Origin of the sequence: Mesorhizobium sp. B2-3-5, from assembly GCF_006442395.1 — a bacterium.
Classification (GTDB): Bacteria; Pseudomonadota; Alphaproteobacteria; order Rhizobiales; family Rhizobiaceae; genus Mesorhizobium.
The window spans coordinates 30713-44547 of record NZ_VFVX01000025.1 but is presented as its reverse complement, the minus strand read 5'-3'; the positions used below and the strand labels follow the sequence as shown (position 1 = coordinate 44547).

General features: G+C 62.4%; 19 protein-coding genes. 17 read left to right on the top strand and 2 right to left on the bottom strand.

The features are described 5' to 3' along the window. Positions 1 to 44: 44 nt before the first annotated feature. On the top strand, positions 45 to 815 hold the full coding sequence (locus tag FJ958_RS23400) for a sulfite exporter TauE/SafE family protein (protein ID WP_140745868.1): 771 nt from the start codon (positions 45 to 47) through the stop codon (positions 813 to 815). 6 nt (positions 816 to 821) lie between these two features. Here FJ958_RS23400 and FJ958_RS23395 read toward each other — a convergent pair whose 3' ends face one another. Then, positions 822 to 1373: a DUF2269 family protein gene (locus FJ958_RS23395; RefSeq protein WP_140745866.1), complete on the bottom strand. Its 552-nt coding sequence runs from the start codon at positions 1371 to 1373 to the stop codon at positions 822 to 824. Between the two features lie 333 nt (positions 1374 to 1706). Between FJ958_RS23395 and FJ958_RS23390 the strand changes: the two genes are divergently transcribed. From FJ958_RS23390 to FJ958_RS23355, 8 genes are all read left to right on the top strand, one after another. Beyond that, entirely contained in the window at positions 1707 to 2087 is a 381-nt protein-coding gene (locus FJ958_RS23390) for a hypothetical protein (protein WP_140745864.1), read from the top strand. 381 nt (positions 2088 to 2468) lie between these two features. After that, positions 2469 to 3002 (top strand): DUF1465 family protein, encoded by a 534-nt coding sequence (locus FJ958_RS23385; RefSeq protein WP_140745862.1) that lies wholly within the window; start codon positions 2469 to 2471, stop codon positions 3000 to 3002. A gap of 98 nt (positions 3003 to 3100) precedes the next feature. Beyond that, positions 3101 to 3613 (top strand): crossover junction endodeoxyribonuclease RuvC, encoded by a 513-nt coding sequence (gene ruvC, locus FJ958_RS23380; protein WP_140745860.1) that lies wholly within the window; start codon positions 3101 to 3103, stop codon positions 3611 to 3613. A gap of 13 nt (positions 3614 to 3626) precedes the next feature. After that, positions 3627 to 4247, top strand: coding sequence for a Holliday junction branch migration protein RuvA (gene ruvA / locus FJ958_RS23375; protein WP_140745858.1), 621 nt, complete (start codon positions 3627 to 3629; stop codon positions 4245 to 4247). A gap of 27 nt (positions 4248 to 4274) precedes the next feature. Then, entirely contained in the window at positions 4275 to 4592 is a 318-nt protein-coding gene (locus FJ958_RS23370) for an AbrB/MazE/SpoVT family DNA-binding domain-containing protein (RefSeq protein ID WP_246679717.1), read from the top strand. Continuing rightward, entirely contained in the window at positions 4589 to 4993 is a 405-nt protein-coding gene (locus FJ958_RS23365; RefSeq protein ID WP_140745856.1) for a type II toxin-antitoxin system VapC family toxin, read from the top strand. Before FJ958_RS23370 ends, FJ958_RS23365 begins: the two co-directional genes overlap by 4 nt. Then, positions 4990 to 6027, top strand: a complete 1038-nt coding sequence (gene ruvB, locus FJ958_RS23360; protein WP_140745854.1) for a Holliday junction branch migration DNA helicase RuvB — start codon at positions 4990 to 4992, stop codon at positions 6025 to 6027. The genes FJ958_RS23365 and ruvB overlap by 4 nt, the downstream gene beginning before the upstream one ends. A 153-nt stretch (positions 6028 to 6180) precedes the next feature. Next, the gene (locus FJ958_RS23355; protein ID WP_140745852.1) at positions 6181 to 7077 is read left to right on the top strand and encodes a metallophosphoesterase; all 897 of its coding nucleotides are present in this window, start codon (positions 6181 to 6183) and stop codon (positions 7075 to 7077) included. Between the two features lie 216 nt (positions 7078 to 7293). Here FJ958_RS23355 and FJ958_RS23350 read toward each other — a convergent pair whose 3' ends face one another. Beyond that, positions 7294 to 7806 carry a dihydrofolate reductase family protein gene (locus FJ958_RS23350; RefSeq protein ID WP_140745850.1) on the bottom strand — a complete coding sequence of 171 codons (513 nt, stop codon included), beginning with the start codon at positions 7804 to 7806 and terminating at the stop codon, positions 7294 to 7296. 374 nt (positions 7807 to 8180) lie between these two features. Here FJ958_RS23350 and ybgC point away from each other — a divergent pair, with 374 nt between their 5' ends. From ybgC to pal, 8 genes are all read left to right on the top strand, one after another. Continuing rightward, entirely contained in the window at positions 8181 to 8660 is a 480-nt protein-coding gene (gene ybgC / locus FJ958_RS23345; protein ID WP_140745848.1) for a tol-pal system-associated acyl-CoA thioesterase, read from the top strand. Positions 8661 to 8932: 272 nt separating this feature from the next. Further along, on the top strand, positions 8933 to 9643 hold the full coding sequence (gene tolQ, locus FJ958_RS23340; protein WP_140608298.1) for a protein TolQ: 711 nt from the start codon (positions 8933 to 8935) through the stop codon (positions 9641 to 9643). 11 nt (positions 9644 to 9654) lie between these two features. Then, entirely contained in the window at positions 9655 to 10107 is a 453-nt protein-coding gene (tolR, locus tag FJ958_RS23335) for a protein TolR (protein WP_140608296.1), read from the top strand. 7 nt (positions 10108 to 10114) lie between these two features. Then, positions 10115 to 11275 carry a TonB family protein gene (locus tag FJ958_RS23330; RefSeq protein WP_140694894.1) on the top strand — a complete coding sequence of 387 codons (1161 nt, stop codon included), beginning with the start codon at positions 10115 to 10117 and terminating at the stop codon, positions 11273 to 11275. A gap of 79 nt (positions 11276 to 11354) precedes the next feature. Then, positions 11355 to 12626: a Tol-Pal system beta propeller repeat protein TolB gene (gene tolB / locus FJ958_RS23325; protein ID WP_226890710.1), complete on the top strand. Its 1272-nt coding sequence runs from the start codon at positions 11355 to 11357 to the stop codon at positions 12624 to 12626. Positions 12627 to 12682: 56 nt separating this feature from the next. Next, on the top strand, positions 12683 to 12937 hold the full coding sequence (locus FJ958_RS23320; protein ID WP_348642218.1) for a four helix bundle protein: 255 nt from the start codon (positions 12683 to 12685) through the stop codon (positions 12935 to 12937). Beyond that, positions 12916 to 13041, top strand: coding sequence for a four helix bundle protein (locus tag FJ958_RS32565; protein WP_348642219.1), 126 nt, complete (start codon positions 12916 to 12918; stop codon positions 13039 to 13041). Before FJ958_RS23320 ends, FJ958_RS32565 begins: the two co-directional genes overlap by 22 nt. 267 nt (positions 13042 to 13308) lie before the next feature. Continuing rightward, complete coding sequence (pal, locus tag FJ958_RS23315) at positions 13309 to 13815, top strand: peptidoglycan-associated lipoprotein Pal (RefSeq protein ID WP_140745846.1); 507 nt, start codon at positions 13309 to 13311, stop codon at positions 13813 to 13815. Positions 13816 to 13835: the final 20 nt, after the last annotated feature.

Here is a 13835-nt window from a genome sequence, read left to right as displayed (position 1 = left end):
CTATTCAGGCGTTGACGCGCTCTCCCTCCAGACCAGTCCCTCCCATGTCAGGCCTGCTTCTCGATCCTTGGTTCTACGCGGCCGCCATTCCGGCGGTCATTCTGGTCGGCCTGTCCAAGGGCGGCTTCGGCGGCGCTGTCGGTTTCGTCGGCGTGCCCTTGATGGCATTGACCATACCGCCGGTGCAGGCGGCAGCGATCCTGCTGCCGATCCTGTGCCTGATGGACATCGTCTCGGTCTGGACATGGTGGGGCGTCTATGACCGCAAGATGCTGGTCGACATGATGCCTGGCGCCGTCATCGGCATCGGCTTCGGCTGGCTGACGGCGGCACTTGTCACCGAGGAGGCGGTGCGGCTCATCGTCGGTGCCGTCGCCATCATCTTCGTGCTGCGCTGGCTTTATTTGCAGTTTCGCCATGGCGCCGACCATGCGGCCGAACCCAACCGGGTGGCCGCCGCTCTATGGGGGGCGGTCGCCGGCTTCACCAGTTTCGTCGCCCATGTCGGCGGCCCGCCCTTCCAGGTCTATGCCTTGCCGATCCGGCTCGACCCCAAGGTCCTGTCGGGCACCGCCGCGCTCTTCTTTGCCGCCACCAATGCGCTGAAGCTCATACCCTATTTCGCGCTCGGCCAGTTCGACACCGCCAATCTGACAGCGTCGGCCGTCCTGATGCCGCTGGCGCCGCTGTCGACCATCGCAGGTGCCTGGCTGGTGCGGCGCATGCGGCCGGAGATCTTCTACCCCTTCACCTACGCGACCGTGGCCGTCGTGGCACTGAAGCTTTTGTGGGATGGGATCGCCGGCCTTCTTTGAACAGGGTCAGGCGGCGCTGGGCACCATGCGCCGTGGCCGGCCAAGCGCCAGCGCGGCACCCCCGGCAAGGACCAGCACCATGGCAGCCAGGATGGCGACATCGTGCAAGGTCGGCTTCAGCACCATATCGGTAACGATGACCAGCATCACCGCATAATCGAAGCGCGCGGCGCGCAGGATGCGCTGGCCATGGGCAAGTGCTGCCGGCGTGACGCCATCCCTGGCGATCATCGCGGCCATGCGGCCGGCTGTCGGTTTGAAGACGAACATGCCGATGCAGAAAGTCGTGGCGTAGCCGGCAAGGCCGATCAGGATCCACAGTTCGGAGAAGCCGACCCAGAACCCGCACATGGTCAATCCGAAGGCCAGCGTCAGCATCGACATCGGCGCGAAGAAGCGGTTGCCCAACTCGCCCGTGGCGCGCATCGCCTGTAGCGTTCCCTGGATGTTTCCCGCCCGATCCGCCAGCGTCGCCAGCACCATCAGCGTGAAGCCGCCCCCGACCCACAGGGTCGCCGAAACAATGTGCAGCAATTTGATAATGGAATACCAGTCCATGATTTTTCTCCCAGGTGCAGATGCAATGGTAAAGGGCGCCGCGCGCCACCGCGCCCGTCCGCCCCGATGGCCAAGCGTTTAGCGCCGCGCCTGTTTCGGAACGATGTCGTGAAAAAACCGGCTCTGTTTCAGCTTCGGCAACGCAAGAAGCGCCGATAGGGCGAACATGCCGCCCGGCTTTCTGTTAGTGTGAAAAGTATCGGGAGGGGTAGGCGCGACATCGTCCAGAAACAATGCCGATGCTAGTGCGCCGACACCGGGAGCCCGGTGGCGACAGAAGTCGCCTGACGATCAACTCATTCCCAGCTCGGGAAAACGCAATTCGGGGACTAAATGCAAGGGGTAGCACGGAATTTCTTCACGCTGGCCGTCATCTACGCGCTGTGCGGCATGGCGCTCGGCATCCACATGGCGATCAGCGAGGACCATGGCCAGATGCCGACCCACGCTCACGTGATGGTGGCCGGCTGGCTGATGTCGGCGGTATTCGCCTTCTTCTATCATCTGTTTCCGGCAGCCGGGCAAAAGACGATCGCCATCGTCCATTTCTGGCTGACCGCGATCAGCGGCATCGGACTGATGATCGGCCTCTATATCCTGCTTGCCGGCAATCCGGCAATCGAGCCGCTGCTGGGAATCGCCTCGATCGGCTTCTATGCGGGCATGCTGCTGTTTGCCTTCATCGCCTTGCCGGTGGTCTGGAAGAAGGCCTGACCGGTGCCTGGCGGAACCTTGGAAATGTGCTGTTACGGCACAGGATCCGGGCGTCCGCTCAAAAAACATCAGTGCCATTAAGGGTTCATTAAGCTTTACAGGCGTTTACTATGTGCATCCAGTGATCTGGATTCTTACCGAGTGGTTGGAGCCACTTTGTTTGACGCCTCCCTGTTAAACTCCTGAGAGCCGCCTTATCCGCGGCTCTTTTTTTGTCCGCCGTCCGGCGGCATCCCGGGCGGCCGATCGTCATTAACCTTCTGTTAAACATGTGCTTGCCTTCACCCCCGGTGAAGCGCATTTTCAAGCTTCAGTCATATAGGGTCCCGGGTGTATCGGCAGTGAGCCGTATTGGCCGGTTGCAAGTGCAGGGGCGTATCAATGAACGAGCCTTCGAAGGGCAGCGCGAAAACCGTGAAGCTGGCGGAGCGCCGGGTTTTTTCGCACTCCTTCAAACCGCTCTACCAGGAAGGCATGGGGCTGGTCGAACAGGCGGCGGAATATCTCGACGGCAAGGGTCGCGCCGAGGCCAAGAAACTGTCTCGGCTGGCTGCCACGCTCTACGCCGCCGAATCGATGCGGCTGACCACCAGGCTGATGCAGGTTGCCTCGTGGCTGCTTTTGCAGCGCGCGGCCAATTCCGGCGAGATGACCCGCGACCAGGTCGCTTCGGAAAAGTCCAAGGTGCGCCTCGACACGGCTTCCGCTCATGACGAAGCAGCCGGCTGGGCCGAATTGCCGAATGATTTCCTCGACCTCGTCAACCGGTCGCTGCGCCTGCAGGCGCTGGTGCGCCGCATGGATGATGAAATCTATGGCGCGGGCGCCGTGATCGACATGCAGCCAATGGCTCGCCGGCCCAATCCGGTTTCGGATCAGATCAGCCTGCTCAACACCGCCTTCGCCCGCAACTAGGTCGACCTCAAGACATTCTCTGGCCCGGCAAGGCCATTGTTTCCGGTTTGTTCACATTTCGCTGGCATCGCTGTCCGCCCAAGGGGTAGATTGGTCGGATGGGGGACGCGATTCGCATCATGGGTATCGATCCGGGGCTCAGGCGCACCGGCTGGGGCATCGTCGAGAGCCTCGGCAATTCGTTGCGCTTCGTCGCTTCCGGCACGGTGCGCTCCGAGGACAAGGCGGCGCTGGCGACGCGGCTCTGCCAACTGCATGATGGGCTCGCCGAGATCCTGCATCAGGCCATGCCGCACGAGGCGGCGGTCGAACAGACCTTCGTCAACAAGGACGCCGTGGCGACTCTGAAGCTCGGCCAGGCGCGCGGCATCGCCATGCTGGTGCCGGCACGGGCCGGCCTTGTCGTCGCCGAATATGCGCCCAATGCGGTGAAGAAGGCTGTCATCGGCGTCGGCCATGGCGACAAGAAGCAGATCCACATGATGGTCAAGGTGCTGCTGCCGAAAGCGACCTTCGACACCGAACATGCCGCCGACGCGCTGGCCATCGCCATCTGCCATGCGCATCACCGGCAAAGCGTTGCCTATCGGATGGCGGCATTGGCATCATGAGAGGCCATGGCGAATGATCGGCAAGCTCAAGGGTACGCTGGACGAGATCGACGAAGACCATTGCATCGTCGACGTCCATGGGGTCGGCTATGTCGCCTATTGTTCGGCGCGCACGCTGGCCACGCTGCCTCCGCCCGGCGAAGCGGTGGTGCTGTTCATCGAGACCTATGTGCGCGAAGACATGATCCGGCTTTACGGTTTCCAGTCGGCGCTGGAGCGCGAGTGGTTCCGGCTCCTGATGAACAATGTGCAGGGCGTTGGCGCCAAGGTGGCGCTTGCCATCCTGTCGACGCTGACACCTGCCGATCTCGCCAATGCGATCGCCCTGCGCGACATCGCCATGGTCAGTCGCGCGCCCGGCGTTGGCAAGAAGGTGGCGGAGCGCATCGTCACCGAATTGAAGACTAAGGCGCCCGCTTTTGCAGGCGCGGCATCGGGCACGATCGGCCTGAAGCAGGAACTCGGCGAAGGCGTGGCGCCAGCGCCGATCACCGATGCGGTCTCCGCGCTGGTCAATCTCGGCTATTCCCGTGACATCGCAGCCAATGCGGTGTCGGCGGCGCTGAAGACGGCGGGCGAGGGTGCGGACGCATCCAAGCTGATCCGCTTCGGGCTGAAGGAACTGGCGCGGTGATTGCTTGAAAGGCAAATTCCAGCTAGAATGTATTTGGTAAGTAATTTCTCAGAAAGTAAGAAAATGGGCGCGTATGCAAGCCTGACATCGAAAGGCCAGCTTACCATTCCAAAAGATGTCCGTGACGCTCTGTCGCTCAAGACGGGTGACATGATCGCTTGGACGGTCGTGGACGGCTATCTGATCGGAACGCCGCGCAATCTCGACTTTGCCGACCTCGCCGGATTCCTGGGGGATCCGCCAGGTGGCCCGGCATCGCTCGAAGAAATCGATGCCGCGGTGCGCGAGGCCGTCGGACGGCACGTTGTTGGAGATGAGCCGAAGGGCGGGAATGAGGGCGCGTGACATCGATAGGTGTCGATACCAACGTTTTGCTGCGAATGGTGCTGAACGATGACGCTGAGCAAAGGGCGAAAGCTCTCGTTTTCGGCAACGGTCTCAGTGAAGACAATCCGGGTTTTGTCAGCCTGATCGTCCTTGTCGAGTTCAACTTGTCGTTGATTTCACGCTACAAGCTGCCCAAAGAGCAAGTTCTGACGGCAATCCAAAGGCTGCTAAAGACCAGGACACTGGTTTTTGAGGATTTCGATGCCATCGTGGTCGCACTCGAAAGATCCAACATGCCCCAGGTGGACTTTGCAGATGCGCTGATCGCCGAGCACAACCGGAATCTGGGCTGTTCTCACACGGTCACGTTCGATCAGCGGGCTGCAGGATCCATCGCGAGCATGGAACTGCTGGGATGAGCCTTACCCCCCGCCTGATCGCTCCGGAAAAACGCGGCGAGGATGCCGACCAGACGCTGCGCCCGCAGACGCTCGACGACTTTGTCGGCCAGGCCGCGGTACGGGCCAACCTCAAAGTGTTCATCGAGGCCGCCAAGGGCCGCAAGGAGGCGCTCGACCATGTGCTGTTCGTCGGGCCGCCGGGTCTCGGCAAGACGACGCTGGCGCAGATCATGGCGCGCGAACTCGGCGTCAATTTCCGCTCGACCTCCGGCCCGGTGATCGCCAAGGCCGGCGATCTCGCCGCGCTGCTGACCAATCTCGAGGAAGGCGACGTGCTGTTCATCGATGAGATCCACCGGTTGAACCCGGCGGTGGAGGAAATCCTCTATCCGGCGATGGAGGATTTCCAGCTCGACCTGATCATCGGCGAGGGACCCGCGGCGCGTTCGGTCAAGATCGACCTCGCGCGCTTCACCCTGGTCGCCGCCACCACGCGGCTTGGGCTGCTCACCAATCCACTGCGCGACCGTTTCGGCATTCCGGTGCGGCTCAACTTCTACACGGTCGAGGAACTGGAGCAGATCGTGCGGCGCGGCGCCCGCATCCTGCAGATGCCGCTCGGCGACGACGGCGCGCTCGAGATCGCGCGGCGCGCGCGCGGCACGCCGCGTATCGCCGGACGGCTGTTGCGCCGCGTGCGCGATTTCGCTTCGGTCGCCGGCGACGGCCATGTCGACCGCCTGATCGCCGACGAGGCGCTGACACGGCTCGAGGTCGATGCGCTTGGCCTCGATGCGCTCGACCGCCGTTATCTCTCCATGATTGCGCGCAATTTCGGCGGCGGGCCGGTCGGCATCGAGACGATCGCCGCCGGCCTGTCCGAGCCGCGCGATGCCATCGAGGACATCATCGAGCCCTACCTGATCCAGCAGGGCTTCATCCAGCGCACGCCGCGCGGACGCATGCTGACGGCCAATGCCTGGCGGCATCTCGGTCTCGACGCGCCGAAGGACCTGGCACAGCAGCAGATCAACCTGTTCCAGGAAGAATAGCCGCTCCGGCGCGGATATTCGGGCATGCGATCAAGCATCCGTGAACGTCCTGCGCAAAATCTACTCGCCTTTGTCGATTTGCCGGCGCAATCGTGGATTTTATCGGCGCTGCCTTGCGGCATGCCGCTGCGATTCAAGTGCCGGAGCGTTCGAATGATAACCAGACGCGGGTTCCTGCGCTTCATAGGAGGGTCGTTCCTGACCGCCGCCGCGCTCGGCGCCTATGCGGTCGGTATCGAGCCGATGCTGCTGACCCATGTGAAGCGCTATGCGCTGACGCCGCCGCACTGGCCGGCGGGGCTGAAGCTGCGGATCGTCGCGCTCGCCGACATCCATGCCTGCCGGCCCTGGATGACCCAGGAACGAATTGCCTCGCTCGTCGACGATGCGAATGCGTTGCAGCCGGATCTGATCGTGCTGCTTGGCGACTATATCGCCGGTATGCCGCTGGTGACGGGACCGGTGACGCCCTCGCAATGGGCGGGCGCGCTGTCGGGTCTGAAGGCGCCGCTCGGCGTGCTGTCGATCCTCGGCAATCACGACTGGTGGAGCGATGGCTTCGCGCAGCGCGCCGGGGCCGGCCCGACGATCGCGCGCAAGGCCCTGGAGAAGGTCGGCATCCCGGTGCTGGAGAACGACGTCGTGCGGCTGGAGAAGGATGGGCATGGTGTCTGGATCGCAGGTCTCGCCGACCAGCTGGCGCTGCTGCCCGCCAAGAAGGGCGACGGGTTCAAGGGGCTCGACGATCTCGACGGCACGCTGGCCAAGGTCGCGGATAGTTCTCCGATCATCCTGCTCGCCCACGAGCCGGATATTTTTCCGACCGTTCCTTGGCGGGTTTCGCTGACCCTGTCGGGTCATACCCATGGCGGGCAGGTGCGGTTGTTCGGCTATTCGCCTGTCGTGCCGTCGGATTTCGGCAACCGCTATGCCTACGGCCATGTCGTCGAGAACGACCGTAACCTGATCGTCTCGGGCGGGCTCGGCTTCAGCATCATCCCGGTTCGTTTCGGCGTGCGGCCGGAAATCCTGCAGATCGACCTCGGTTGATGTTCCTCAATGCATGTCGCCCGAAAGTGACCTCGGTTTTGGGAAAACGACATGCATAAAAAAAAATCTAAAGCGCATCGCATGAATCCGTTCCCACCGACGCGTTTTAGACTGGCGCCTGTCAGACCCAGATCGCTCCCTCAACTCGTATCGATGAGACTTCCCCCAGTCATAACGCCATTCATGCTTTGGCAAGATGAAACGGACGATATCGAATCAGCTTTTTAAGACACGGTAGTGCAGGCGCAGCGTTGGACTACGCCTGTCGTCTACTCCCAGGAGACTTAAACGAAGATCGGATGCGTTCGGCGCCACCATCGGAATCCCTTTCGCAATGACAACAGGTTCGATTGCCAAGATCACTTCGTCGATTAGCCCCTCCTGAGCGAATGCGGCGTTAAGCTGCGAACCACCAGCGAGCAAAATCCTGTTCGACCCGGACCGCATGAGAAACGCAACCGCCTCCTGCGGCGACGATGCGCGGATCGAACCCGGCTGGGTCGCGAACGTGCTATCCCGCGTCACGACCACCAATGGCAGTTCCGCAAACTGACGGCGTACGGATTGTTCGAAAAGCTGATGTGTTACGCGGCCCCAAATGATGCCATCACAGGCGCCAGCGAGCTCGAGAAACATCTCCCAATCGGTCTTCGACAGGAAGTCTTCTGATTGATCCTCGCGCGCGGCCATCCCGTTAAGCGAGACGGCCATCCACAGCGCTACAGCCATGACGGGCACCTCCTCTTGAACACGACGGCTCTGGACTATTGGGAAAGCGTCGATCCGAAAGCCTACCGTGCCATCACGTCAAGACGTCAGCCTTGAACGAATGTGTTGCCTGGATGAAGATACAATTAGAGGTGGCTGATGCCAAGGACGGAATGGAACTGGCGTCGCCCCACTGGCCCTCGCCGGGCCGGGCAACCCACAGGTCGAGATGGAGGCCGCGCTTCTCGAGAAGGTCGCCGCGTGGTTCGGCGAGGCCAAGGCCAGCAGCACGAGCAGTGCGGTTATCAAAGTCTTGATCATCGCCCTCAACAGTGCCATCCGATGCCATATCGCGCGCGGAACAGGTGCCTTGCCGCGACCGAAAAGGAAGCGCAATGGGCGATCATGGTGAATCGGCGACGCTGCTGGCCGGCCTTTCCGGCACGCTGACGGCATTCGGCCACCGGCTGATGGCGCGGGTCTACTACGCCGACACCGATTTCTCCGGTGTCGTCTACCACGCACGCTATCTCGAATTCCTCGAGCGTGGCCGCTCCGATTATCTCAGGCTCACCGGCGTGCATCACACGGAACTTGCCGACGGCAAGCATGGCGAGAAGATCGTGTGGGTGGTGCGCCGCATGGAGATCGATTTCCGCATCCCAGCCCGCATCGACGACATCTTGACCGTCGACACCCGCATGGAGGCCATTTCCGGCGCGCGCATCTTCATGGCGCAGCAACTCAAACGCGGCGACGAGGTGCTGGTCGAGGCCAAGGTCGAGGCGGCGATCATCGGCGAGAACGGCCGCCCGAGACGCTTTCCCCGGGAATGGGTCGCGGCCTTCATGCCCAAGGCGGTTTCCGACAGCTGAACAGGCGGATAGGCCGGCGGAAAACCGCCAGTGCCTTGCCCCTGGGCGCGGCAATGCGCCGCGCCTTATGCACTAACCCATCCTTAACCATAACGGTTCATGAAGAGAGTGGTGAAGATTGGCGCTATCCAGCGCCTTCCTTTCACCAATATTTGCCCCGAAAAGGCCGGGAAAGGCACGGTTTGGGGTGTCCGGTAGCTTCGTGCGAACCGACCACAAGGATGCCAGGGGCCAGCCGGCAGCTTCGCCCGGAAAATCTTAAGGACGTTACGATGGAAAATATCGCACTCGCCGAACCGGGCGCGCAATTGTCGATTTGGGCGCTGTTCATGCAGGCCAGCTGGGTGGTCAAGCTGGTCATGATCGGGCTGCTCTGCGCCTCGGTCTGGACCTGGGCGATCATCGTCGACAAGCTGGTTGCCTATGGCCGCATGCGGCTGGCGCTGAACCGTTTCGAGCAGATCTTCTGGTCGGGGCAATCGCTGGAAGAGCTCTACCGCACGCTCGCCGACCGCAAGACGTCAGGCATGGGCGCCATTTTCGTCGCGGCGATGCGCGAATGGAAAAAGAGCTTCGAGAAAGGCGCCAAGTCGCCGCTCGGCCTGCAGACCCGCATCGACAAGGCGATGGATCTGGCGCTGACCCGCGAGATGGAGAAGCTCGAGGGGCGCCTTGGCTTCCTCGCCACCACCGGCTCGGCCGCCCCGTTCATCGGCCTGTTCGGCACGGTCATCGGCATCATGACCTCGTTCCAGGCGATCGCCGGTTCCAAGAACACCAGCCTCGCGGTGGTCGCGCCCGGTATCGCCGAGGCGCTGCTGGCGACGGCCATCGGCCTGCTCGCCGCCATCCCGGCCGTCATCGCCTACAACAAGCTGTCATCGGATGCGAGCAAGCTCGCGGTGCGCATGGAAGGGTTCTCCGACGAGTTCTCCGCCATACTCTCGCGCCAAATCGATGAAAAAGTCGCGCCGAAGGCCTGAGGAGCACAAAGATGGGTATGTCCGTAGGCATGGCAGGGCGCGGCGGGCGCGGCCACCGGCGGCGCGGCCGTCACCATGGGCTGATGTCGGAGATCAACGTCACGCCGATGGTCGACGTCATGCTGGTGCTGCTGATCATCTTCATGGTCGCGGCGCCGATGCTGACGGTCGGTGTACCGGTCGACCTGCCGGACACGCAGGCCAAGGCGATGAATGCCGACACGCAGCCGATCACCGTCTCGATCGATGCCGCGGGCAAGATCTACCTTCAGAATACCGAAATCCCGATGGACGACCTGGTGGCCAAGCTGCAGGCGATCTCCAAGACCGGCTATGATGAGCGCATATTCATCCGCGGCGACAAGTCGACGGACTATGGCACCGCCATGAAGGTCATGGCCCGCATCAATGCGGCCGGCTACAAGAACATGGGCCTGGTTTCATTGCAGGAACAGGACCAATAGACGCGCGATGAGGACCGGCCTCACCACATCGGTAATCTTGCATGCCGCGGTGCTGGCCTTCGGCCTGTTCACGCTGTCGGCACCAGCGGCACTTCCGTCGGCGGACGTCGAGTCCGTCGCGGTCGATATCGTGCCGATGGAGGCCATCGCGCAGACCTTGCAGGGCGACAAGAAGGCCGTGATGCATGAAAAGCCGGCGCCGCTGCCGACGCAGCGTCCGGACATCGTGCCGAATGCGCAGAAGGTCGGCGAAAACAGCGTCGATACCGACAAGCCGATAACGCCCGAAGCCAAGCCGAAGCCCGTCGACATGACCTCGGCTCCGCCGCCCGCCCCGACTCCGACCGAAAAGCCGAAGCCGGAGGACGTGCCGAAGCCACAGGAGAAGCCCAAGCCGATACCGGCTACGGAAGTGGCGCCGGCGCCGCAGCCCAAGGAAGAGGTGAAGCCCGAGCCCGTCAAGCAGACGGAGCCCAAGCCGACGCCGGCCAAGGAGCCGACCCCGACGCCGCCGCCGGACAAGACCGCGGCCATCGAGCCGACGCCCGCGGTCAAGCCCGATGCCGTCGCCCAGGCGATCGCCAAGGACCAGCCCGACGACGCCCAGCTTCCGGACTCCGCGCCCGCGCCGCAGGCGCGGCCAAAGCCGCAACCGCAGCCGGCCCAGGCCGAAAGCGCCAAGGCGCCAGAACGCAAGGATGCCGAAAAGCCGGTCAAGGAAGCGTCATCCAAGCCGAAGTCCGACGACAAGCAGTTCAACGCCAATGAAATCTCGGCACTGCTGGACAAGCAGAAGCCCTCCGGCGGCGGCGCCAAGCGCTCGACCCAGCAGGCCTCGCTCGGCGGCGACAAGGATCAGGGTCAGAAGCTGTCGAAGTCGGAGCAGGGCGCTTTGGAAAGTCAGCTGGGTGGCTGCTGGACTTTGCCGGCCGGGCTGGAAGGTTCGGAGAATTTCGTCGTGATCGTCCGTTTCAATCTGGACACCTCCGGCAAGCTCAACGGCCGTCCTGCCGTCGAGAAATCGAGCGGCAACCGGCAGTTCGACGAAAGCGCGGTACGCGCGGTTCAGAAATGCGACATGGCCGGCCTGCAGGTGCCCGCGGGCAAACAAGACATCTGGTCAGACATCAGGGTCACCTTCGACCCAAGGGAAATGCTCGGCCTCTAGGCCCGGCGTCCACACAGTCAAAGAAGAGAAGCGAGAAGATATGAGATCTTTCCTCAAGCCGCTCCTGACGATTGCAGCGATGGCGCTGGGCATGACGGCTGTCGTTCCCATGCCGGCATGGGCGCTCGTCGAGCTTAATGTCAACAAGGGCAATGTCGAGCCGCTGCCGATCGCCGTCACGGATTTCCAGGGCGGCGATGCGCTTGGCGCCCAGATTTCCCAGATCGTCACCGCTGACCTGAAGCGCTCGGGCCTGTTCGCACCGATCGACAAGAGCGCCTTCATCGAAAAGATTTCCAACCCGGACGCGGCGCCCCGCTTCGACGACTGGAAGGTGATCAACGCGCAGGCGCTGGTCACCGGCAGCGTCAGCAAGGAGGCCGATGGCCGCATCCGCGCCCAGTATCGGCTATGGGACACTTTCGCCGGCCAGCAGATGGCCGGCGAGCAGTTCTTCGCCAATGATGCCAATCAGCGGCGCGTCGCCCACATCATCGCCGACGCCATCTATGAGCGGCTGACCGGCGAGAAGGGCTATTTCGATACCCGTGTCGTCTTCATCGACGAGTCCGGCGCCAAGAACGCACGCAAGAAGCGTCTTGCCATCATGGATCAGGACGGCGCCAATGTGCGCTACCTCTCGGACGGCCGGTCGATCGTGCTGACGCCGCGCTTCTCGCCGAACCGGCAGGAAATCACCTACATGTCCTATGAAAGCGGCCAGCCACGGGTCTATCTCCTGCAGATCGAGACCGGGCAGCGCGAACTGGTCGGCAACTTCCCCGGCATGACGTTCGCGCCGCGCTTCTCGCCCGACGGCCAGAAGGTGATCATGAGCCTGCTGCGCGACGACGGCAATTCCAACATCTTCGCCATGGATCTGCGCAGCCGCTCGACGACAAGGCTGACCAATTCGACGGCCATCGACACCTCGCCGTCCTATTCGCCTGATGGCAGCAAGGTGGTGTTCACCTCCGACCGTGGCGGCCGCGCACAGATCTATGTGATGGGCGCCGACGGCTCGGGCCAGACCCGCATCTCCTTCGGCGACGGCGTCTATTCGACGCCGGTGTGGTCGCCGCGCGGCGACCTCATCGCCTTCACCAAGCAGACCGGCGGCGAATTCCAGATCGGCGTCATGAAGACCGACGGTTCGGGCGAACGCATCCTGTCCTCCGGCTTCCAACAGGAAGGGCCGACCTGGGCGCCGAACGGGCGCGTGCTGATGTTCTTCCGCGACTCCAATGGCGGCCCGAAGCTGGTTTCGGTCGATCTCACCGGCCGCAACGAGCAGCCGATCCCGACCTCGAACTTCGCGTCCGATCCGGCCTGGTCGCCGCTGCTGGAATAAGAGGGGAAATGAGGAACTGGGGAATTGAGGAAATACAGAATTGAAGAATTGAAGAGATGGAGAAGGCAGGGGACTACGTTAAGCGAGCAAAGGATTTAGAGGTCTGCAAACGAGCTTATGCGGTTTCTCTTGAGCTGCACAAAGCCACGCTCGCTTTCCCGAAAATGCAGCAATGCGCACTGGCCGATCAGATGCGACGCTCGAGCAAGGCCATTTGCGCTAATCTGGCCGAGGGATTCGCCGACAGAGCCATTCTAAGGCTGAATTCGCGCGGGTTATCTCGGTGGCCATGGGTTCGTGCAGCGAAGTAGAGACGTGGATCGCCTACGCGCTCGACCTTGAGTACATCATGCAAGAGCAGTTCGACAAATGGCTGCGATCCCACGCCCATATTATGGAATGCTGGTCAACTTGAAAGAGAGACTGAAGTGAATTCTCTCGCCTGCCCCTTCATTTCTCCAATTCCCCAACTCCTCAATTCCCCTTTTTCACGTCTTGGTCGCGTTTTGGCCGCATTTCCGCCTAGGGTCCGCGCGCAATGTCGCCCCTGGTTCAGCGTTGGGCGTAACGGTCGCGGACGGCGGCCTAAACCAAATTTTAACCGTGTTTCTTGAATGCCGGTTAACCCAAACGTGGTTACTGGGTGATCAACGAAATCACTCGAATGCGAAGGAGAGGCGGCATGGGCCGTATCGCAGCACTGACCAGAAATCCCGTCATGATCGCGCTCGTGGCCATGCTTGCCATCGCCGGTTGCGCCTCGAAGAAGACGCCCAACAGCGCGGCTGATCTCGGCCTCAACGGCGCCGGCGCGGCAACGCCAGGTTCGGCGCAGGACTTCACCGTCAACATCGGCGACCGCATCTTCTTCGATACGGACTCGTCCTCGATCCGCGCCGACGCGCAGACGACGCTCGCCCGCCAGGCGCAGTGGCTGAACAAGTACAAGCAGTATGCCATCGTCGTCGAAGGCCACGCCGACGAACGCGGCACGCGCGAATACAATCTGGCGCTCGGTGCCCGCCGCGCCGCCGCCGCCCGCGACTTCCTGGTTTCCAAGGGCGTTTCCGCCAGCCGCCTGAAGACGATTTCCTACGGCAAGGAACGCCCGGTCGCGGTGTGCGACGACATCTCCTGCTGGTCGCAGAACCGCCGCGCGGTCACCACGCTCAGCGGCGCCGGCTCCTGATCGGCAAAAATACAACACCG